This window comes from Mesorhizobium sp. M0011, assembly GCF_040324155.1.
Classification (GTDB): domain Bacteria; phylum Pseudomonadota; class Alphaproteobacteria; order Rhizobiales; family Rhizobiaceae; genus Mesorhizobium.
On the sequence record NZ_JAMYVQ010000055.1, the window covers coordinates 1 to 18,897 of the forward strand.

The window sequence follows — 18,897 nt, forward strand, 5'->3', positions numbered from 1 at the left end:
CGGGTCATCAGATGCTGGCCTCCACTCCAGCCAGCATCTTGAATCACAAAACAGACAAATCGGGAATCCCCTTCGATTCCATCAAGCCGTGAACCGCTCTAGCCTCGGCCATCTGCGCCGTGTGACAGATCGACAGGTCGGCGGGACAGCACCCCCCTCTGCCTTGCCAGGCATCTCCCCCGCAAGGGGGGAGATTGGCCGTCACTTCGGCTTTCGCCAATTTCCTTACCTCAGGCATTGGACGAATGGTTCATTTCGCCTACCAATCCAGCGCCGGCGGAAAGCTCACCGCCACCTCAAGGCCAGGCCGACAATCCTCAAGCGTAATCGACGCGCCATGCAGGTCGGCGATGGCCCTGACAAGGCTGAGACCCAGCCCGCTGCCGGATGTCGACCGGCTATGGTCCAGCCGATAAAGCCGCTGAAACACTTTTTCATGTTCGTCGGTGGGAATGCCGGGACCGTTGTCGGCGACACCGGCAACGACGCGTTCGCCCTGGCGCGTCGCCGACAGCTTTATCGTCGTGCCCGATGGACAATGGCGCAGCGCGTTCTCGACCAGATTGGCGAACATCTGCGTCAACAGCTCGCGATCGCCATGGATCCGGTCCGTCGTTTCCTGTGGTTGCGCCAACGACAGCGACTTTCCGTCGTCCTCGGCAACATCGGCATAGATCTCGGCGATGGTTTGCAGCACCTCGCCCAGATCGACATCGGTGAACCGCGCCCGGCGCGCGCCGGCTTCGATCTGCGCGATGCGCAGCAGCGCATCGAAGGTCTCGTTGATCTGCAGGCTCTCGGCATGCGCCTCCGCCAGTTCAGCCGCGATTTTCTGGCCCGACAGGTTCTTTTCCGATGCGGTGTCGAGGATCATCTGCAACCGGTTGAGCGGCGTCTTCAGGTCGTGGGCGATGTTGGCGCTGACCTGTTTCATGCCTTCGACCAGTGCCGACAGGCGATCGAGCGCGGCATTGACCTGGCTGGAGACGATGTCGATGTCGTCGCCCTTGCCGGTCAGCGGAATGCGGGTGTCCAGCCGTCCGTGCGAGACATCCACCATGGTGGCGGCGATGCCGTCGAGACGGCGCTGGACCCGCGAGGCCAGCAGGGCGCCGCCGGCGACCGCCAGCCCGGTGATGATCAGGGTTCCCCAGCCAAAGCTCATCAGCACGATCCTCTCCAGCTCCTCCGTCTCGGAAAGGCTGAAGGCGACGGTTAGGGTGTTGCCGCCGACCGGACCGGAATAGGCGCGGTACTCGGCGCCGGGCGGCACGCCGGGCATTTCGGTGTCGAACATCGAGAAGCCGTCGGGGAGCCCTGCCGCGGTGAAGTTGCCGGCCAGGCGATTGCCCGTCGCGTCGGTCAGCGAAAACAGCTGCTCCTTCTTGAGGCTGCGCAGGGAGTGGCTGCCGACGGTCTCAACCAGCTCCTTGAGATCGTTCTCGGCATAGGTCGCGGCGACCACCGCGTAGGTCTCCTTGATGGTGTCGTCGAGCCGCTCGGCAAGATCGGCGCTCATCATCTGGTAGACGATGGCGCCCGACAGGACGAAGGCCAGCACGAACAGGAAGGCGAAGGTCAGGGCCAGCCGGAACGGCGTGCTGCGCAGCAGGCGGGACCATGTTCCGGTCATGACGGCGCGTGCAGGCTGTAGCCGGTGTTGCGGACGGTGTGGATGAGCTGGGTTTCGAAGGGCTTGTCGACCTTGGCCCGCAGCCGGCTGATATGGGTCTCGACGACGCTGGTCCTGGGATCGAAATGAAAATCCCAGACGCGCTCCAGAAGCATGGTGCGGGTGATGACACGGCCTTCGCCGCGCATCAGCACTTCCAGCAGGCTGAATTCCCGCGGCTGCAGGTCGATCGGCTGGCGCTGCCTGGTGACCCGCCGCATGATCAAGTCCATTTCGAGGTCGGCGACCCGCAGGACGGTTTTCTGCTCCTGCGCCGCTGGCCGCCGGCCAAGCGCGTTGATGCGGGCGAGAAGCTCGGAAAAGGCGAAGGGCTTGACCAGATAGTCGTCGCCGCCGGCCTCCAGCCCCTCGACGCGGTCGTCGATGCCGCCGACGGAGGTGAGAAAGATCGCCGGCGTCCGCACGCCCGCGGCGCGCACCGCCTTGACCATCGACAGGCCGTCGAGACCGGGGATCATCCGATCGGCGATGATCACGTCGTAATTGCCCCGGGTCGCCGCGAACAGCGCGTCATGTCCGTTGCGCAGGAGGTCGCAGACATGGCCGGCCTCGGTCAGTCCCCTGACGATATAGTCGGCCGTCCTGTGGTCGTCCTCGACGAGAAGCAGTCGCATGAAAGGTCCGGTCCGTTGCCGAGATGGAGAGGCTATCACCGGCACGGGCTTGTTCCTAGGATGTCACGAAGGCGCAGGTATGGTGGCGCTTTCGTCATACATTCGCGATTGGCGGAAGCTTTCCTGGCTTCGTCCTTGGGATGCCGTGACATCTCCGAGCCGCGTAGCGATGCGGAACCCGACGCCCGCGGGACAGCACCCCCCTCTGCCCTTCCGGGCATCTCCCCCGCAAGGGGGGAGATCGGCAGCTTCGATCCCCCCACCCCTCTTGCAACATTCGAGGATTGGCGAAAGCGGAGGTACAGTCAATCTCCCCCCTTGCGGGGGAGATGGCCGGCAGGCCAGAGGGGGGTGTGAAGGATCGCTACTGAAGAAAACTTCCATTCTGCTCTGCACTTGGTCAGCGCACGCACACGCTGAGGTCAATCCGATTCCAGGAGGATCTCATCGGCCTCGTCGCCCTTCAGGGTCATGTGCAGGACGAGCGCAATGATGCAGCCGAGGAAGAGCAGGCTGGTGAAGATGGTGCCGAGACCCAGGCCGCCATGCCTGGCCGACCGCGACAGCAGGTCGCCGAAGGAAGCGCCGAGCGGCCGCGTCAGGATATAGGCGAGCCAGAAGGCCAGGATGCCGTCGAGACTGAGCAGCCAGTAGGCGAGCGCTATCAGCGCGATGACGCCGCCGAACAGCAGCCCTGATGTGAGATAGCCCATGTCGAAGCTTTCGGCGACGAGATCGCCGGCGGCGGTGCCGAGCGCGAAGGTCAGCAGGATCGCCAGCCAGTAGAAGATCTCGCGCCTGGTGGTGAAGATGGTGTGGATCGACAGCGTCCGTTCGCTGGCGTACCAGACCGCGAATGTCGCGGCGAGCGCGACCGAGAAGGCGATGGTTGCCGTCTGCAGGCGCACGCCGAAACCGTCGACGAGGCTGTCCGTCACCAGCGTGCCGACGATGCTGATCAGCACCACCGCCGGCCAATAAGCCCACGGCACATAGCGTTTCCGCGTAAACTGCAGGACAAGGGCCGTGGTCAGGATGCCGGTCATGATCAGCGAGGTGGCGGTCAGCCCAAGCCCGAGTGTGTCGGCAAGATAATCCGCCGCGGTCTCGCCGGTGGTGACCGCCATCAGCTTGACCAGCCAGAAGTCGAGGGTGACGTCGGGAACCCTGTTGTGGCTCGGTGCGGCGGGTTGTTGCCTGTTGGGCGCGAGCATGGCTGAAGTCCAGAGGTCGACGGTTGCGGCGGGGCGGTGGCGATCCACCCCGCGCATCGTAAGCAAACGAGTTCACACCGGCCTGTCCGGCGGCATACAAATTCGTAAGAATGGCGCGCAAAACGCATTGCGAATGCCTGGCGGTGCGTTTGATGGAATGTGGCGCCTTGCATCCGCCATTGCTGCTCAACGGCGCGCTGATGGCGGGCGCGATGCCGGGCCGCACGTTCGGCCCGACCCACCCTGCGCTCTAGTAATCGGTGGTTCTAGCTGCCGAGCGGATGCGGCATGTAGCCGACGAAGCCTGATATCTTCCAGCTGCCGCCGACCTTGCTGCAGAAATAAAGCGTCTGCCATTTCAAGCGATCGACGCTGCCGTCCGCCTTGGCAACCGAGCCGTCGAATTTCTTGTGCAGCACAGCGCGGTCGCCGTCGACATCGATGTCGCGCATGTTGGTGACGCGAAACAGCGCCTCGCGCAGCGGCTCGGCGAATTTGGTCGCCGCCGTCTCCTTGGCCTGGCGCAGCCATTCGTCGCGATAGATCTCCAGTCGCGGAAACTGCAGCCGCCAGGCGTCGGCGTTGTGCAGGAAATGCGCATGCATGCCGAAGAAGCTCTCGGCGACGAAATCATCCTCGACCATGGCCCAATCCTGGCCGATGAAAGCGTCGATGTCGCGCCGCACCAGCATTTCCCAGAGCGCGTGGCGATCGGTATCGCCTGATGGAAACGGGTTCTTGTCGTAAGTCATTGCTGGGTGTCTCCGCTCTGGCAAATGCGTCTGTGCGTTACGGCTCCCAAGTCGCCCGCCAGCGCGTACGATGCAAGCGCTCTTGTAATAAAGCAACGCGGATTTCGAAGAATGTTGCTTTCCAACAAGCCCCCTATGAGGATCGCCCCGATCGGCGTAAGTGTCGATCGAAGCGGGCGCTGCCATAGCACCCCGTCCTGTCATCAGAGGAGGCTTGTCCCTTGCCGAAACAGTGTTTTGGAACATCGCATGTGCCGTTGTCGCCAGCCGTGCGGGCCGGTGATCTCGTCTATGTCTCGGGGCAAGTGCCTGTCGGCAGCGATGGCATCGTGGTCAAGGGCGGCATAACGGAGCAGACCGAGCAGGTGCTCGCCAACATCAAGGCCGCACTGGCGCTGGCCGGCTGCACAATGGACGATGTGGTGAAGACCACGGTCTGGCTGGAGGATGCGCGCGATTTCGGCGCCTTCAACGCGGTCTATGCCCGGCACTTCCCCAAAGACCCGCCGGCCCGCACCACGGTCGAATCGCGGCTGATGATCGACATCAAGATCGAGGTCGAGGCGGTCGCCTACCGGCCTCTGTAGGCAAAGCAACCAAGCGGAGGTGACCCCAAATGCAATTCGACCTCCTGCTGAAGGGTGGACGGCTGATCGATCCGGCGTGCGGGTTCGATGCGCCGCGCGATGTCGCCATCGCCAATGGCCGCGTTGCCGCTGTCGATGCCGATATCCCGGTGACCAGCGCCGCGCAGATCGTCGATGCCGGCGGCTGCATCGTCACGCCGGGCCTGGTCGACCTGCACAGCCACGTCTATTGGGGCGGCACGTCGCTTGGCGTCGATGCCGACCGGCTGGCCGCCAAGAGCGGCACCACCACCTTCATCGATGCGGGCAGTGCGGGAGCCGGCAATTTCCTCGGCTTCCGCCGCCATGTCATGGAGCGGTCGAAGGTCCGCATCCTGGCCTATGTCAACATTTCCTTTGCCGGCATTTTCGGCTTCTCGCAGACGGTGTCGGTCGGCGAGTGCAGCGACCTCAGGCTGTGCGAACCGCGCGAGGTGGTCGCGGCGGTGCGTGAACACCGCGATGTCGTGGTCGGCGTAAAAGTCCGCTCCGGCAAGCATGCCGGCGGCACCAGCGGCATCGCCCCGGTGGATCTGGCGCTGGAGGCCGCCGACCAGGCTGGCCTGCCGCTGATGGCGCATATCGACGAGCCGCCGCCCGGCCGCTCGGAAGTGCTGCCGCGCCTGCGCAAGGGTGACATCCTCACCCACTGCTTCCGGCCGTTTCCCAATGCGCCGGTGTTCGCCTCCGGCGCGGTGCGGCCCGACATGCGGCTGGCGCGCGAGCGCGGCGTCATCTTCGACATCGGCCACGGCATGGGCTCGTTCGATTTCGCCGTCGCCCGCGCCATGCTTAAGGAAGGGCTGGCGCCGGACGTGATCTCGAGCGACGTGCATCTCTACTGCGTCGACGGGCCGGCCTTCGACATCCTGGTCTGCATGTCGAAGCTGCTGGCGCTCGGCATGCCGCTGGTCGAGGTCCTGCGCGCCGCCACGCAAGCGCCGGCGAGGGCGATCGCGCGGCCTGATCTCGGCACGCTGGCGGTGGGCACCGTCGGCGATGTCGCCGTGCTCCGGCAGCGCCCGGGCCGCTTCACCTTTGTCGATGCGGTCGGCGCGTCATTGGTCGCCGACCAGAGGCTGGTGTCGGAAGGCATCGTTATCGGCGGCACCTGGTGGCCGAACGAGGCGGCTGATCACAACGAGACCGAGCGTTTCGTGGCGCAGGCGTCGCATACGCATGTCGAGGTGGCGGCGAGGCACTTTGGGCACCGGCATGAGTGAAAGTTCTGCGCGACTTCGTCATCCACGGGCGGAGCGGAAGCGAAGCGGACGCGCAGACCCGAGGATCCATGCCGTGACCATTGCCGAAGAATGCGACGGATCAGGATGGTTGTTCGATAGGCCCTTCATCACCGTTGGTGCATTGAAAGCCGATTCTGGTCCGCTTTCGCGTGCACGAATGGCGCGGCATGGATCCTAGGGTCTGCGCCGCGTCGCTTCGCTCCTTGCTTCGCCCTAGGATGACGAATCCATAGGACGCTCGTTGCTTGAATTGCTCGGTGCCCCGTAAACCGGCGTCTCAATCCCTTCCATCCGCGCCTTGATCTGCAGCGCGACATATTTCGAATAGAAACGCGACAGCGCCAGATTGCCGCCGTGGAACCACAGTGCTTCCTGCGCGGTCGGCTTCCACATGTTGCGCAGCTCGCCTTGCCACGGTCCGGGGTCGCCCTTGACGCCCGAGCCGAGACCCCAGCACGGGCCGACCTTGTCGGCGACTTGGCGCGAGACGATCGCGGCGACATTCTCGTTCATCGACTGATAGCCGGTGCAGGCGATGATGGCGTCGGCGGCGAGTTCACTGCCGTCCTCGAACAGGATGCCGCTCGGGGTCAGCGATTTGATGGCGACGCCGCTGCGGATGCCGATCTTGCCGTCGATGATCAGGTCGGAAGCGCCGACATCGATATAGTAGCCGGAGCCGGTGCGGTAGGCCTTCATCAGAAGGCCGGTGTCGTCGTCGCCGAAATCGATGGCGAAGCCGGCGGCGCGCAAGCGGTCGTAAAAGGCCGCGTCGCGCGCCTTGATCACCTCGTAAAGCGCCCGCTGGCCCTTGGGCACCAGCGCGAACGGCGTCGAGGCGACGATCATGTCGGCCTTCTCGGTGGTGATGCCGCGCGCCAGTGCGTCTTCCGAGAAGATCTCGAAGCCGACTTCCATCAGCGTGTCCGACTTGACCACCGTCGTCGGCGAACGCTGGATCATGGTGACCTCGGCGCCGCTTTCCCAGAGGTCGACGCAGACATCGTGGCCGGAGCTTGCCGCGCCGATGACAGCGACACGTCTGCCCCGGAATTTGTCGCCGCTGGCATACTGGCTGGAGTGCAGCAATTCGCCCTTGAACCGGTCGGCGCCAGGAAGATCGATCCGCCGTGGCGGGCCGTAGGCACCGGTGGCGAAGACGATGTGCTTGGGCTTCAGCGTGATCTGCCGGCCGACGCGGTCGACGACCACGGTCCAGACTTTTTCGGCCTCATCATAGGACGCGCTCAGGCATTTCGTGGCGACCCAATAATTGAGCTCCATGACGCGCGTGTACATTTCCAGCCAGTCGCCCATCTTGTCCTTGGGCGTGAACACCGGCCAGTTTTCGGGGAAGGGAATATAGGGCAGATGGTCGTACCAGACCGGGTCGTGCAGCACGAGCGTGCGGTAGCGGTTGCGCCAGGAATCGCCGGGCCGCGCATTTTTCTCGATGACGATGGTCGGCACGCCGAGCTGGCGCAGCCGCGCCCCCAGCATGATGCCGCCCTGGCCGCCGCCGATGACCAGGCAGTAGGGCTGTTCCTCGTTGCCGAGCTCGCGCGTCTCGCGCGCCCGCGCCTCCGACCAGGTTTCGCGCTGGGGATCGGCCTTGTGGCGCACGCCGAGTGGCCGGTCTGCGCCCTTGCGCTCCTCGAATCCCCTGAGGTCCGTCGTCGCGGTGAACAATGTCCGGCAGCGGCCGTCGCGCAGCCGCATGATGCCCTCTCCCCTGGCCACCGCGGTTTCGAAGCTGAACCAGGCCTCGATGGTGCCCTCCTCCGAAGTTGCCTCGCCGATCAGCTGCCATGCCCTGGGCTTGGTGGTCGCCAGCGCAACTTTCAGCATATCGGCGATTGCCTCGCGGCCTTCCATGGTCGTGATGTTCCAGGTGAAGGTCAGGAGATCGCGCCAGTAGCAATCATCGACAAACAGGTTGGTCGCGGCCGCCGCGTCTCCCGCTTCGAGTACCTTGGCAAAGGACCCGAGCCATGCGGCTGCCTGTTTCGATGGGGCTATCTCGAGCATGTCTTTCCCTCTTACTGCAACACGCCGCACACGGCGTAAAAATCTCAATTGTCGAACGCGGCGCCGCCCCTCATCCGCCTGCCGGCACCTTCTCCCCGTGAACGGGGAGAAGGGAGCTAGTCTCCGAGCGGCTCCATCTCCTTGCCGGTGCGGTGGATCTGGGCGTTGTATTTGATGCGGCGCACCGTCTCGCGGGCCGAACCGTCGAGCTTGTAGGCCGAGGCCACCGCCAGAAGGTCGATCGCCGCCAGGAAGGCGAAGCGCGAGGCCGTCGGCTTCAGCGTGTCGGGATATTCGGGCACCGCCACCGTCAGCCTGACGTCGCAGGCGCGGGCGAGTTCGGTGTCGGGCGCGGTCACGGCGATCGCGTTGGCGCGGTAATGCTTGGCGAGCCCGACGGCCTCGATCACCTCGCGCGTGCGTCCCGTGGCCGAAATGGCGATCACCAGGTCGCCGGGCTTGAGCGTCGAGGCGGTCATGCGCATCAGATAAGGGTCGCACTGGGCGCTGACCGTGATGCCGTAGCGGAACAGCCGGTACTGGGTTTCCTGCGCCAGCGCCGAGGAGCTGCCGCCGAGGCCGAAGACCGTGACCTGGCGCGCCTTGGCGATCAGCTCGGCCGCCTTCTGCAGCTCACCCGGGTCGAGCTGCCGCTCGGCCTCCTGCAGCGCCCGGCGCGCCTCGCCGAACACGGCATTCCAGAACGGCATGCCATTGTCGTTGCTGACGGAAGGTGACTTGGCCAGGTAGAGCGCACCGACGACGAGGCTCTGCGCCAGCTTCAGCTTGAAGTCGCGCACGCCCTCGCAGCCTATGGCGCGGCAGAACCGGGTCACTGTCGGCTCGCTGACCCCGGCGCGCTGGGCGAGGGCGGCATTGGAGGCGTCGACGGCGTATTTGACATCGTCGAGCACGACATCGGCGACGCGGCGTTCGGCCGGCCGCAATTCGCTGTAGGAATCCTTGACCAGCGAGATGATGTCGGGGATGCGCCGGACAGGATCGCGCCCCTCGGCATTCTGGTCTGGAACAGGCTCGTCCTGGCTGCCAGCTTCGGTCATGGGGTCCTGGTCTTTCCCTGGGTTGCGAGGCTGCCGTCTTAGCATGTTTGCATGCCCTGGCTCCACGCGCCCGACCGCATCGCAACCGCAGCGTGTCGTTGGGGAAACCGCACCTTCTCTGCTTCCTTCCAGTCTGCGCGAATTCGGAAGTATGTAGGAAAGCAACACGTATTTCAAGGCTATGAAAATATCATTAAAACAACAAGATAGCTATTCATGACCATTTTTGTGATACGGGTACCAGCGCTCGCGCTTGACAGGAAAGTAGGATAGTTACAGACTGATTTTCGCGGGGATGAGCCAATGGATCATCGCGCAATCTTCCCGGGGGGCAGATGAACACGGGCGATGCAAAAAAGCCGAAGCTTGGCGTGCAGGCAGCGACCAAGATCTATCATACGGCCTCCGGCGACCTGCTGGCGCTGGACCGCTGCAGCCTCGATGTCAGCGCCAATGAAATCGTCTCGATCGTCGGTCCTTCCGGTTGCGGCAAGACCACGCTCTTGTGGTCGATGTCGGGCCTGCACAGCCTGACCAGCGGCGAGATCCGGCTCGACGGCAAGGCCATCACCGGTCCGCATCCCGATATCGGGATCGTTTTCCAGGAAGCGAACCTTCTGCCGTGGCGCAATCTCGATGCCAACATCCGCTTTCCCTTCGAGATCAAGGGCGAGAAGCCGGACCGGGCGTGGATCGCGCATCTGCTCAACCGGGTCGGGCTCGACGGCTTCGGCGGCAAATTTCCGCGCGAGTTGTCGGGCGGCATGCAGCAGCGCGCGGCGATCGTGCGGGCGCTGGCGCTGAAGCCCTCGGTGCTTTTGATGGACGAGCCGTTCGGCGCGCTCGACAGCTTCACCCGCGAGGAGATGAACCGGCTGGTCGAGGAGATCTGGCTCGACACCAAGACAACCATCGTCTTTATCACCCACTCGATCGAGGAGGCGATCTTCCTCTCCGACCGCGTCGTGGTGCTGAGCGCCCGGCCTGGCCGCGTCGCCAAGGAGTATCGCGTGCCGTTTCCCCGGCCGCGCTCGCTGGAGATCATGGCGACGAAAGAGGTCTTCGACCTCACCAACCGTATCAAGATGGACATTGTCGGCGAACGCACGCGGCCAAAAGCGCCGGAGCGCCCGAGCGCCGAGATCGTGAGGATCAGGCCGTGAGCGACACGATCCCGGAATTCTCCAAGTCCAAGTCTGGTGCCAAGTCGGGCGACGGCCATGAGGTCAGCCTGACCAATCTGTCGGCCTTCGCCAGCGGCCCCGGCATCAAGTCGGGCAAGGAGGTGGCGGCCATTCTTGCCGTGGCGGTGATCATCATCGGCGGTATCGAACTGGCGCTGCGGCTGTTTCATGTGCCGCTCTACATCATGCCGCCGCCAAGCTCGATCGCCTATGCGCTGTTCGACGAGTTTCCGCTGATCGCGCCGCATCTCGGCTACACGCTCGTCGAGCTGGTGTCCGGCTTCACTATCGGCGCGATCGTCGGCCTGGTGCTGGCTGCCGTCATCACACAGTTCCCGTTCGCCGAGAAGATCGTCGCGCCCTACATCCTGCTCTTGGTCACCACGCCGATGCTGGCACTGGTGCCGCTTCTGATCCTGCGCTTCGGCTTCGGCTACACGCCGCGCATCATCGCGGTGGCGCTGGCCGCCGGGCCGATGGTGATGATCAACGCCGCCACCGGCTTTCGCCGCGTCGACAGCGCCAAGATCGCGCTGGCGCGCTCCTATGGCGCCAGCACCTTGCAGATCTTCTGGAAGATCCGCGCGCCGATGGCGCTGCCGATGATCCTGGTCGGGCTGATGATCGGCGCCATCTTCGGCCTGCTGACGGCGGTCGGCGCCGAGATGGTCGGCGGCGGCTTCGGCCTCGGCAACCGGCTGACCACCTATTCGTCGATGATCCAGATGCCGCAGTTCTTCGCCGTGGTGCTGATCCTGTCGACGCTCGGCATCCTGATCTACGTGCTGTTCTTCCTGATTGGCAAGAAATGGGCGAGCTGGGAGGCTTGAACACAAAGGTACGGACGGTGCCCGGGAGGCGGGCGGCAAGAGACTGACATCAAACAAAAAAGGGGAATGCCATGATCAGAAAAATCTCAATGAATCCGGCAGGGATAAGCCGCCGTTATTTCCTGCAGGTGACCGGCGCCGGGCTGGTGACCGCGACGGCGCTTGGCGCCACTGGCCTAAAGGCCAGGGCCGAACCTTATGGAAAATTCACCTGGATCTCGCCGCGCGGCACCCTCGAAGTGCTCGACGACTATCCCTGCTGGGCAGCCAAGAAGGCCGGCTATTTCGACGGGCTGGACACCGACATGCAGCCGGGGCCGTCGGACGGTACCGCGACGGTGAAGTTCGTCGATGTCGGCCAGGCCGATATGGGCTTCCCGTCGCCCGGCGTGTTCTCCTTTGCCATCCAGAACGGCATGAAGCTGAAGTCGGTGTTCCACATGGGCGCCCGCGACACGTTCAGCATCGCCTTCCGCAAGGGCGAGGGGTCGAACGATCTGAAGAAGCTGGAAGGCAAGACCATCCTGCTCGGCTCCGCCGCCTGGCAGTCGATCACCGACCCGCTGCTGGCCGCACAAGGCGTCGACATCAAGAAGGTGAAATATGTCGAGGCCGGCTGGCCGACCTGGGGCACGGCGCTGGCCGGCGGCCAGGGCGACGCCGCTTTGGCATGGGAAGGGCTGCGTGCCGAATGGATCGCCAAGGGGCTCGACTTTGAATACTGGCTCGGCGTGCAGAATTCCAAGCTGCCGGCCAACACCTTCGTCGTGCGCGCCGCCGATCTCGAGGATCCCGACAAGAAGGCGTTTCTGGAAAAGTACCTGCGCGGCTGGGCGATGGGCCTCGAATTCGGCTACCAGAATCCACGCGCGGCCGTCGAAGCGGTGTTCGAGCAGTTCCCGACGCTGGCCAAGAATCTCGGACCCGAGCTCGGCACCACCTCGATCCTGCAGCAGATCAATGTCTTCCGTGGCGACATGGACAAGCGCGGCGGCTGGGGCTCGCACGACATGGCGAGCTGGCAGGGCTTTTTCGACGAGATCCACAAGATCGGCCAGATCACCGCTCCGGTGGAGGCCGAGGATGTCTGCACCAACGATCTGATCGGCCCGGCCAATGATTTCGACAAGGCCAAGGTTAAAGCCGATGCCGACGGATACAAGCTGTCGGAAGGCTTCGCCGCCCTCGATGTGGAGAAGATCAAGGCGCATCTGTTCGATTCGGCGATCAAGTAGGATCGGCGACGACAAGACCGGGCGGCGACACGATTGCCGCCCGCAATCCATTGAATGAAAAGCCTGGGAGGTAGTGGTGTCCGACAAGGTAAAGGTGCTGGTGGTGGGGCTCGGCAATATGGGTGCGTCGCATGCCAGCGCGTATCACCGGCTCGATGGTTTTGAGATCGTCGGCATCATGAGCCGCTCGATCAAGAGCAACACGAAGATACCAGGAGAATTAGCCGGCTACCCACTCTACGAGGATTTCGACCAGGCGCTGAAGGAAACAAAACCGGACGCGGTGTCGATCAACAGCTGGCCGAACACCCATGCCGAATATGCGCTGAAGGCAATCGCCGCCAACTGCCATGTGTTCATGGAAAAGCCGCTCGCCACCAACAATGAGGATGCCGAGAAAGTGGTCGCGGCGGCACGCGCCAAGAACCGCAAGCTGGTGCTCGGCTATATCCTGCGCGTCCACCCGCCATGGATCAAGTTCATTGAGGTCGGCAAGACGCTCGGCAAGCCGCTGGTGATGCGGCTCAACCTCAACCAGCAGAGCAGCGGCAGCGCCTGGCACTGGCACAAGAACCTGATCGATTCGCTGATCCCGATCGTCGATTGCGGCGTCCACTATGTCGACGTCATGTGCCAGCTGACCGGCGCCAAGCCGGTGCGCGTGCACGGCATCGGCGCCAAGCTCTGGGCGGAGGCCGACAAGCAGAATTACGGCCATCTGCACGTCACCTTCGATGACGGTTCGGTCGGCTGGTACGAAGCCGGCTGGGGTCCGATGATGAGCGAGACGGCCTATTTCGTGAAGGACGTGGTCGGCCCCAAGGGCGCGGTGTCGATCGTCGCCGGACAGCAGGCGAGCAGCGCCGCCGACACCGCCGAGGTGTCGAACTCCGCCGACATCGACCGCCACACCAAGACCGACGCGCTGAAGATCCACTATGCCGCTGTCGATGGCGACAAGAATTTCTCCAAGCCCGACGAGATCGTCAGCATGGAGGACGAGCCCGGCCACCAGGAACTCTGCGACCGCGAGCAGGCCTTCTTCCTGCGCGCCATCCGCGAGGATCTCGACCTGACCGAGCAGATGGATGCAGCGGTCAACAGCCTGCGCATCGTGCTCGCCGCCGAACAGAGCATCGCGCTCGGGCGGACCATCGACCTGGCCTGACGCAATTCCCGTCTCCCCGTCCCCATTCGAGGCTGTCGCATATGGATTCTGGCGAAGAAGGACCCCCACCCTAACCCTCCCCACAAGGGGGAGGGAAGCTGCCGCGCTCTTCATCCTCGGTGTTAAACGCCTGTGATTTGCCGAGTTCAGCGCCTACAGAATCCCCCTCCACCTTGTGGGGAGGGGTTAGGGGTGGGGGTATTCGTAGGGCGAAAAGCTAGGTTTCTTGAGTGCCTTGGTCCCTCTCGACAGAGGGTGCCGGGAGGCGGCGCCAAATGTTGGCAAGATCAACGAACGACGTTGAAAAATTGGGAGAGAGACATGGTCACCGAAAGTCTGCTGAAAACCTATGCCGAGTCCGACGCGCTCGACCTGGCCGGACTGGTGCACAGCGGCCAGGTTTCACCGGCGGAACTGGTGGAGGCAGCGATCACGCTGGTCGAGCGGCTCAACCCGGCGCTCAATGCGGTCATCCATCGCCTCTACGACATGGCGCGGGCGCAGGCCGAAACGGTCGACACATCAGCGCCCTTCGCCGGTGTGCCGTTCCTGCTCAAGGAGCTGGCCTCGTCCTGGACCGGGGCGCCGAACACCAATTCTTCTTTCTACCTCAGGGATGTCGTTGCCGATTTCGACACCGAGGTCGTTCGCCGCATGAAGGCGGCCGGGCTGGTGCTGGTCGGCAAGTCGAACGCGCCGGAAAATGGCTGGTCGATCACCACCGAGCCGAAACTCTACGGTGTGACCAAGAACCCGTGGAAGGAAGGCATCACGCCCGGCGGCTCGAGCGGCGGCGCTGCCGCGGCCATCGCGTCGCGCATGGTGCCGATCGCCGAGGCCAGCGATGGCGCCGGCTCGATCCGCATCCCGGCCTCCTGCTGCGGCATTGTGGGCTTAAAACCGTCGCGCGGACGTGTCAGCCTCGCGCCGTTCGGCGACTATTGGTACGGCGGCGCCTATTTTCTCTGCTGCTCGCGCACCGTGCGCGACACCGCGGCCTATCTCGATGCGGTTGCCGGCGCGCTGCCCGGCGATCCCTACACGCCGCCGGTTCCAGATGGCAGCTGGCTCAGCCTCTCGGCGCGAGCGCCAAAGAAGCTGCGCATCGGCTTTTCCGTCACGCCGCCCAACGGCACGGCGATCGATGCGGAGGTGAAGGCGGCGGTGCTGGCGACCGTGGCGGCACTCGAGCGCCTCGGCCACCATGTCGAAGAGCATGACATGCCGCTCGACGCCAATGCTGTGTGGAAGACCTACACCAACATGACCTGCGTGCAGACGGCGGCGACGTTCGACTACCTTGAGACGGTGGTGGGGCGGCCGGTGACGCCAGGCGATGTCGAGGCGGTGACTTGGGCAATCATCGAGCGCGGCCGCTCGACCAGCGGCATCAGGCACATCTCCGATGTCGAGCAACTCAGGCAGGTCGGCCGCGACATCGTCGGCGACCTCGGCGCCTACGATCTCTTCATCACCCCGACCCTGACGCAGCTGCCGCGCCCGTTCGGCTATTACGACATGTCGGAAACAGACATCGATCGCTACAACGCCAAATGGGCGGACTCGGTGTTTGCCTTCCCCTTCAACATCTCCGGCCAACCGGCGATCTCGCTGCCGCTCGGCTGGTCGAAAGGCGGCGTCCCGATCGGCGTGCAGCTCGTCGGCCGCTACGGCGACGAGGCAACGGTGCTGGCCGCGTCGGCGCAGTTGGAGCGAGAGATGCCGTGGAAGGGGCGGCGGCCGGCGGTGAGTGGGTAGGTGCTGGGCACCGCGTGCGGCTTCGAGATTGGCCAAATCCGCCCATCGCTTCGTCATCCACGGGCGGAGCAAGGAGCGCAGCGACGCAGCGCAGACCCGAGGATCCATGCCGCGACTTCAAAGCGTCGCTACGATGAAGAGTTCTGCTCCGCTGCATTCCTCGGCCAAGGTCACGGCATGGATCCTCGGGGCTCCGCGACGGAGCTTCGCTCCTGCTCCGCCCGTGGATGACGAAGGTGGGGAGGCTTCGGCCAATCTCCACCGTGCAGACTCAAAGCCGGCTATCCAATCCTCTCCAACCGTCTCGGCAGACGATTCATGGCAACAGGCCCGTCCGGTGTGATCAGGAATTGGTCCTCGAGATTGAAGCTGGCGAGGCGGTCTATGTAGAGCGGGATTTCGAAGGCCAGCACCATGCCGGCTTCGATCACGACATCGCTGTCGGCCGCAATGAACGGCCATTGCTCTGAGAAGACGGACTGGCCGACGCCATGGCCGAAATGGCCGCGGCGGTAGGTACGCAGCCCTTGCCGCGCCAGGCTGTCGGTGGCGACGCGATGCACTTGGGCGAGCGTGGTTCCCGGAACAAGGGATGCCAGCCCGTCGTCAAAGGTCCGCTCGGCGATCGCGTGCAGTTCGGCCTGCTCGGCGGATGGCGGCCCGAAGGTGAAGTTGCGCGACATGTCGGAGGCGTAGCCGCCGACCGTGCAGACCATGTCGCACTTCAGCGGATCGCCCGGCATGGCTTTCGCATCGGTGCTTTTGAGCCGGGCGCCGAGCGTCACATATTCGGCTGTGGCGACCGGATGGGACAGGCCGGCCGCGGCCGTGGCGACGCCTTGCCGATAGAGGGCAATGAGATCGGCCTGACGCATGCCGGCCATGGCATCGACCTGCAGCCGCTCCAGCCCGGCCTCCGACAGGATGATGCCTTGCTGCAGCAGATCGATCTCGCGCGGCGACTTGACGGCCCGCAGCCTGTCCAGCACGGTCGAGCCGTCGACCATCGTGCAGCCCGGCAGCAGCGCCTGCATGGCGGAGAAATCAGCGGCGGGAACAAAATCGAGATCGACGCCGATCGTTGCGCGCTCGAGCCCGAAGCCGGTCAGGATCTGCTTCAGCTCATGGACGGAATTGGCCAACTCGAATGTAGCGGGCCGGGTAATGGCAGGCGTCCAGCCGGACGAGCCAAAGCCGGCCACTATGCGCCGCGCCAGCCCTTGCGCTGGCCTCGAGGCGTCAAACGTGGCGAATTCGATCCAGATCGGGTGGCTGCGGATGACGGCGTCGGACAGAGCCCGTTGCAGTTGTCCCGCATTGAAATCCGCCACCACGACGCCGATCGGCAGGCCTTGGCGGGCCGGGATGACGACGAAGCCGGCGCCGGCGCGCCGGAACAGTCCCGCCGGGCCGATCGAGGCGCCGGTCGCATAGTGGAAGGCCTCGGGTGCGCACAGCACCAGCGCCGCGATGCCCGCGCGCTTCATCAGTTGCGCCGCGCGCCTGCGATCGACAAAGCCTGTCATGATTTCCCCACTGTTCGAAGCGGCAACGAAGCATTCCGCGCATGAACAATCAAGCCGCTGACAGCAGCTACTTGATCGATTCCAGCTTGGCGACGGCGACCGTGAAGCCGGCCAGCGACACCGGGATGGTGACTGGCTTGCGGGTGACCGATTCCATGCCGATGTTCAGATTGGTGCCGGACTTCATTGCCTTGATGAGATCCGCCGACAGCGGCGTGGCGGCATAAGCGCCGTTCTGGTCGCTGGTCTGGATGGCAATCGTCGTCTTCTGGCCCTGGTCGATCTGGAAGGAGGCGCCGGACGGCAGGAACAGGCCGTGTGGCAGGGCAAGCAGCATGGCGAGGCTGCCATTGCCGTTGTCGCGGCGCACGGTCACGGTCAGCACGCGCTGCCCGGTCTTGGCCTCGGTCAGGTTCTGCGAAACCTGGCACTGAAGCTCGCTGGTCGCCGAACCGCTGGAGCAGTTCACTGCCCATGGATTGGCATCGGCCGGTTTTGCATTGCTTTCAGCCGGCTTTGGCTGGGCCGGCTTGGCATCTTCGGCAAGGGCTGGGCCGGCGGCCAGACCAAGCCACAGGGCGGTCAGCCCCGCGGCCACGCCAAGTAAATTAGACTTCGCTAAAGTAGCTGTCATGTTATTTTGCCGGACGTCTTGCATGTTTCCTCACCGCGCCCGGTATTCTCCCGAGCACGGCTTGATACAACACCCGCGATTGTTTCGAAAGCTCGACCGGAGGCAAGCAAGCCGGCGAAATTACTGTGACCTTTCGGATACAGCGAACAATTTTACAGGGAGCTTTCAGAAATCGGAGCGCCCGAGACTCGCTATACAATAGAATTCGAGTAAGAATTTACACGGGGCACGTGTAGTCCCAGAAGGACTCGCCAGGGATGGGAACTACCGAGACTTCTCGGCAAGTTGGTGAGATGGCGGCGCGTGGGGAGGATTTCCACGTTCGCGCCGGCTATCGCCGTTCGCGAATCGCCAGGCATCTTTGGAAGACGACGGCGCTGACGACGCTGGCGCTCGGCCTTTCAGGCATGGCCGCCCATGGCGATCCCAACGGGCTGTGGCAGCCGCAGGTCCGCGCCATCATCGGCGCCGACAACAATGGCGGCAACGCCGCGCTCGAAGGTTTCATCCCGCTCAAGCAGACGGCCGAATCCGTGCTGTTCCTCGATGTCCGGGCCAAGCATGATTTCAAGGATGGTTCCGGCCAGGATGTCGGCCTCGGCATTCGCCGCATCGTCAACCCGGACCTGATGATCGGCGGCTACGCCTACCTCAACATCGAGAACTACAACTCCACCCAGTTCACCGCCGCCACGCTGGGCGCCGAGGCGATCACGCCTCATTTCGATGCGCATGTGAACGTCTATCTGCCGATCAAGGGCGATTCGACGGATCACTCGGCCAGCTCGACCCTGTCGATGGTCAGCAACCAGCTGATCGAGCAGATCTCGGTCATCGACCACCGCGACTACGCGGCGTGGGGCATCGAGGGCGAGATCGGTGCGCAGGTGCCGGTCGCCCTGCCCGACAAGCATTCGCTGCGGCTCGACATCGGCGGCTATCATTTCGAGGATCCGCATGGCGACGACGGCAGCGTCACCGGCGCCAAGGCCGGGTTCGAGTATACGATCGGCGATGTCTTCGGCAGCAACACGGAACTGGTCTTCGCCGGCGAGGTCCGCAACGACAATCGCGACGACACCCAGTTCGCCGGCAGTGTGCGGCTGAACATCCCGTTCAATCCTGGCAGCGGCTCGGACAATGCCGCCAATGGGGCCGACAACGGGGCGGAGCCGGTCTATCCGGTCAGCGAAGGCCTTCGCAAGCGCGTCAACGAACGGGTGCGTGGCGACATCGGCGTCCGCGTCCAGTCGCAGACGCTGACCGGCGGCACGACCACGCGCATCGCCATCAACGCCGCCACCAATGCCGCCTTCGGCAAGTTCTATTT

Annotated in this window: 17 protein-coding genes; 9 read left to right on the forward strand and 8 right to left on the reverse strand. The window is 64.1% G+C overall.

The window, feature by feature from the left end:
• Nucleotides 1–259 precede the first annotated feature (259 nt).
• The 3 genes from NKK51_RS31375 to NKK51_RS31385 all read right to left on the reverse strand — a co-directional run bounded on the left by NKK51_RS31375 (nt 260) and on the right by NKK51_RS31385 (nt 3,521).
• On the reverse strand, nt 260–1,633 hold the full coding sequence (locus NKK51_RS31375; protein ID WP_023813395.1) for a HAMP domain-containing sensor histidine kinase: 1,374 nt from the start codon (nt 1,631–1,633) through the stop codon (nt 260–262).
• Nucleotides 1,630–2,307 carry a winged helix-turn-helix domain-containing protein gene (locus NKK51_RS31380; protein WP_352556153.1) on the reverse strand — a complete coding sequence of 226 codons (678 nt, stop codon included), beginning with the start codon at nt 2,305–2,307 and terminating at the stop codon, nt 1,630–1,632. Before NKK51_RS31380 ends, NKK51_RS31375 begins: the two co-directional genes overlap by 4 nt.
• 422 nt (nt 2,308–2,729) lie before the next feature.
• The gene (locus tag NKK51_RS31385; RefSeq protein ID WP_352556155.1) at nt 2,730–3,521 is read right to left on the reverse strand and encodes a COG4705 family protein; all 792 of its coding nucleotides are present in this window, start codon (nt 3,519–3,521) and stop codon (nt 2,730–2,732) included.
• A 110-nt stretch (nt 3,522–3,631) separates the two neighbouring features.
• On the opposite strand from NKK51_RS31385, the gene NKK51_RS31390 reads away from it, so the two are divergent.
• Entirely contained in the window at nt 3,632–3,775 is a 144-nt protein-coding gene (locus NKK51_RS31390) for a hypothetical protein (protein WP_352556157.1), read from the forward strand.
• 12 nt (nt 3,776–3,787) lie between these two features.
• Here NKK51_RS31390 and NKK51_RS31395 read toward each other — a convergent pair whose 3' ends face one another.
• Nucleotides 3,788–4,273, reverse strand: coding sequence for a hypothetical protein (locus NKK51_RS31395; protein WP_352556158.1), 486 nt, complete (start codon nt 4,271–4,273; stop codon nt 3,788–3,790).
• Between the two features lie 221 nt (nt 4,274–4,494).
• On the opposite strand from NKK51_RS31395, the gene NKK51_RS31400 reads away from it, so the two are divergent.
• Nucleotides 4,495–4,860, forward strand: a complete 366-nt coding sequence (locus tag NKK51_RS31400) for a RidA family protein (protein WP_128305956.1) — start codon at nt 4,495–4,497, stop codon at nt 4,858–4,860.
• A gap of 29 nt (nt 4,861–4,889) precedes the next feature.
• Nucleotides 4,890–6,122, forward strand: coding sequence for an amidohydrolase/deacetylase family metallohydrolase (locus NKK51_RS31405; protein WP_352556160.1), 1,233 nt, complete (start codon nt 4,890–4,892; stop codon nt 6,120–6,122).
• A 234-nt stretch (nt 6,123–6,356) separates the two neighbouring features.
• Here the strand turns inward: NKK51_RS31405 and NKK51_RS31410 are convergent, their stop codons facing one another.
• Both NKK51_RS31410 and NKK51_RS31415 read right to left on the reverse strand, forming a co-directional pair.
• A complete protein-coding gene (locus NKK51_RS31410) occupies nt 6,357–8,171 on the reverse strand; it encodes an NAD(P)-binding domain-containing protein (protein WP_352556162.1) in 1,815 nt (604 codons plus the stop codon).
• 116 nt (nt 8,172–8,287) lie between these two features.
• Nucleotides 8,288–9,232, reverse strand: a complete 945-nt coding sequence (locus tag NKK51_RS31415) for a MurR/RpiR family transcriptional regulator (protein ID WP_352556164.1) — start codon at nt 9,230–9,232, stop codon at nt 8,288–8,290.
• 335 nt (nt 9,233–9,567) lie between these two features.
• Here NKK51_RS31415 and NKK51_RS31420 point away from each other — a divergent pair, with 335 nt between their 5' ends.
• The 5 genes from NKK51_RS31420 (at nt 9,568) to NKK51_RS31440 (ending at nt 15,407) form a co-directional block, all read left to right on the forward strand.
• A complete protein-coding gene (locus NKK51_RS31420) occupies nt 9,568–10,395 on the forward strand; it encodes an ABC transporter ATP-binding protein (RefSeq protein ID WP_023813386.1) in 828 nt (275 codons plus the stop codon).
• Nucleotides 10,392–11,246 (forward strand): ABC transporter permease, encoded by an 855-nt coding sequence (locus NKK51_RS31425; protein ID WP_127297856.1) that lies wholly within the window; start codon nt 10,392–10,394, stop codon nt 11,244–11,246. The genes NKK51_RS31420 and NKK51_RS31425 overlap by 4 nt, the downstream gene beginning before the upstream one ends.
• 71 nt (nt 11,247–11,317) lie before the next feature.
• Nucleotides 11,318–12,481 carry an ABC transporter substrate-binding protein gene (locus NKK51_RS31430; RefSeq protein ID WP_352556166.1) on the forward strand — a complete coding sequence of 388 codons (1,164 nt, stop codon included), beginning with the start codon at nt 11,318–11,320 and terminating at the stop codon, nt 12,479–12,481.
• A gap of 76 nt (nt 12,482–12,557) precedes the next feature.
• Nucleotides 12,558–13,649 (forward strand): Gfo/Idh/MocA family protein, encoded by a 1,092-nt coding sequence (locus NKK51_RS31435; RefSeq protein ID WP_352556168.1) that lies wholly within the window; start codon nt 12,558–12,560, stop codon nt 13,647–13,649.
• Nucleotides 13,650–13,970: 321 nt separating this feature from the next.
• Nucleotides 13,971–15,407, forward strand: coding sequence for an amidase (locus NKK51_RS31440; protein ID WP_023814187.1), 1,437 nt, complete (start codon nt 13,971–13,973; stop codon nt 15,405–15,407).
• Between the two features lie 281 nt (nt 15,408–15,688).
• On the opposite strand, the gene NKK51_RS31445 is transcribed toward NKK51_RS31440, so the two are convergent.
• Both NKK51_RS31445 and NKK51_RS31450 read right to left on the reverse strand, forming a co-directional pair.
• The gene (locus NKK51_RS31445; RefSeq protein ID WP_352556169.1) at nt 15,689–16,933 is read right to left on the reverse strand and encodes a M24 family metallopeptidase; all 1,245 of its coding nucleotides are present in this window, start codon (nt 16,931–16,933) and stop codon (nt 15,689–15,691) included.
• A gap of 67 nt (nt 16,934–17,000) precedes the next feature.
• On the reverse strand, nt 17,001–17,567 hold the full coding sequence (locus NKK51_RS31450; RefSeq protein ID WP_352556171.1) for an invasion associated locus B family protein: 567 nt from the start codon (nt 17,565–17,567) through the stop codon (nt 17,001–17,003).
• Nucleotides 17,568–17,824: 257 nt separating this feature from the next.
• On the opposite strand from NKK51_RS31450, the gene NKK51_RS31455 reads away from it, so the two are divergent.
• Nucleotides 17,825–18,897: inverse autotransporter beta domain-containing protein (locus NKK51_RS31455; protein WP_352556173.1), on the forward strand; the 1,073-nt coding region annotated here is incomplete at its 3' end.

Excerpts from the sequence above, each read along its gene's own strand:
- NKK51_RS31375 (WP_023813395.1), bottom strand. The coding sequence starts at position 1,633 with ATGACCGGAACATGGTCCCGCCTGCTGCGCAGCACGCCGTTCCGGCTG.
- NKK51_RS31380 (WP_352556153.1), bottom strand. The coding sequence starts at position 2,307 with ATGCGACTGCTTCTCGTCGAGGACGACCACAGGACGGCCGACTATATC.
- NKK51_RS31385 (WP_352556155.1), bottom strand. The coding sequence starts at position 3,521 with ATGCTCGCGCCCAACAGGCAACAACCCGCCGCACCGAGCCACAACAGG.
- NKK51_RS31390 (WP_352556157.1), top strand. The coding sequence starts at position 3,632 with ATGGCGCGCAAAACGCATTGCGAATGCCTGGCGGTGCGTTTGATGGAA.
- NKK51_RS31395 (WP_352556158.1), bottom strand. The coding sequence starts at position 4,273 with ATGACTTACGACAAGAACCCGTTTCCATCAGGCGATACCGATCGCCAC.
- NKK51_RS31405 (WP_352556160.1), top strand. The coding sequence starts at position 4,890 with ATGCAATTCGACCTCCTGCTGAAGGGTGGACGGCTGATCGATCCGGCG.
- NKK51_RS31410 (WP_352556162.1), bottom strand. The coding sequence starts at position 8,171 with ATGCTCGAGATAGCCCCATCGAAACAGGCAGCCGCATGGCTCGGGTCC.
- NKK51_RS31415 (WP_352556164.1), bottom strand. The coding sequence starts at position 9,232 with ATGACCGAAGCTGGCAGCCAGGACGAGCCTGTTCCAGACCAGAATGCC.
- NKK51_RS31420 (WP_023813386.1), top strand. The coding sequence starts at position 9,568 with ATGAACACGGGCGATGCAAAAAAGCCGAAGCTTGGCGTGCAGGCAGCG.
- NKK51_RS31430 (WP_352556166.1), top strand. The coding sequence starts at position 11,318 with ATGATCAGAAAAATCTCAATGAATCCGGCAGGGATAAGCCGCCGTTAT.
- NKK51_RS31440 (WP_023814187.1), top strand. The coding sequence starts at position 13,971 with ATGGTCACCGAAAGTCTGCTGAAAACCTATGCCGAGTCCGACGCGCTC.
- NKK51_RS31445 (WP_352556169.1), bottom strand. The coding sequence starts at position 16,933 with ATGACAGGCTTTGTCGATCGCAGGCGCGCGGCGCAACTGATGAAGCGC.
- NKK51_RS31450 (WP_352556171.1), bottom strand. The coding sequence starts at position 17,567 with ATGACAGCTACTTTAGCGAAGTCTAATTTACTTGGCGTGGCCGCGGGG.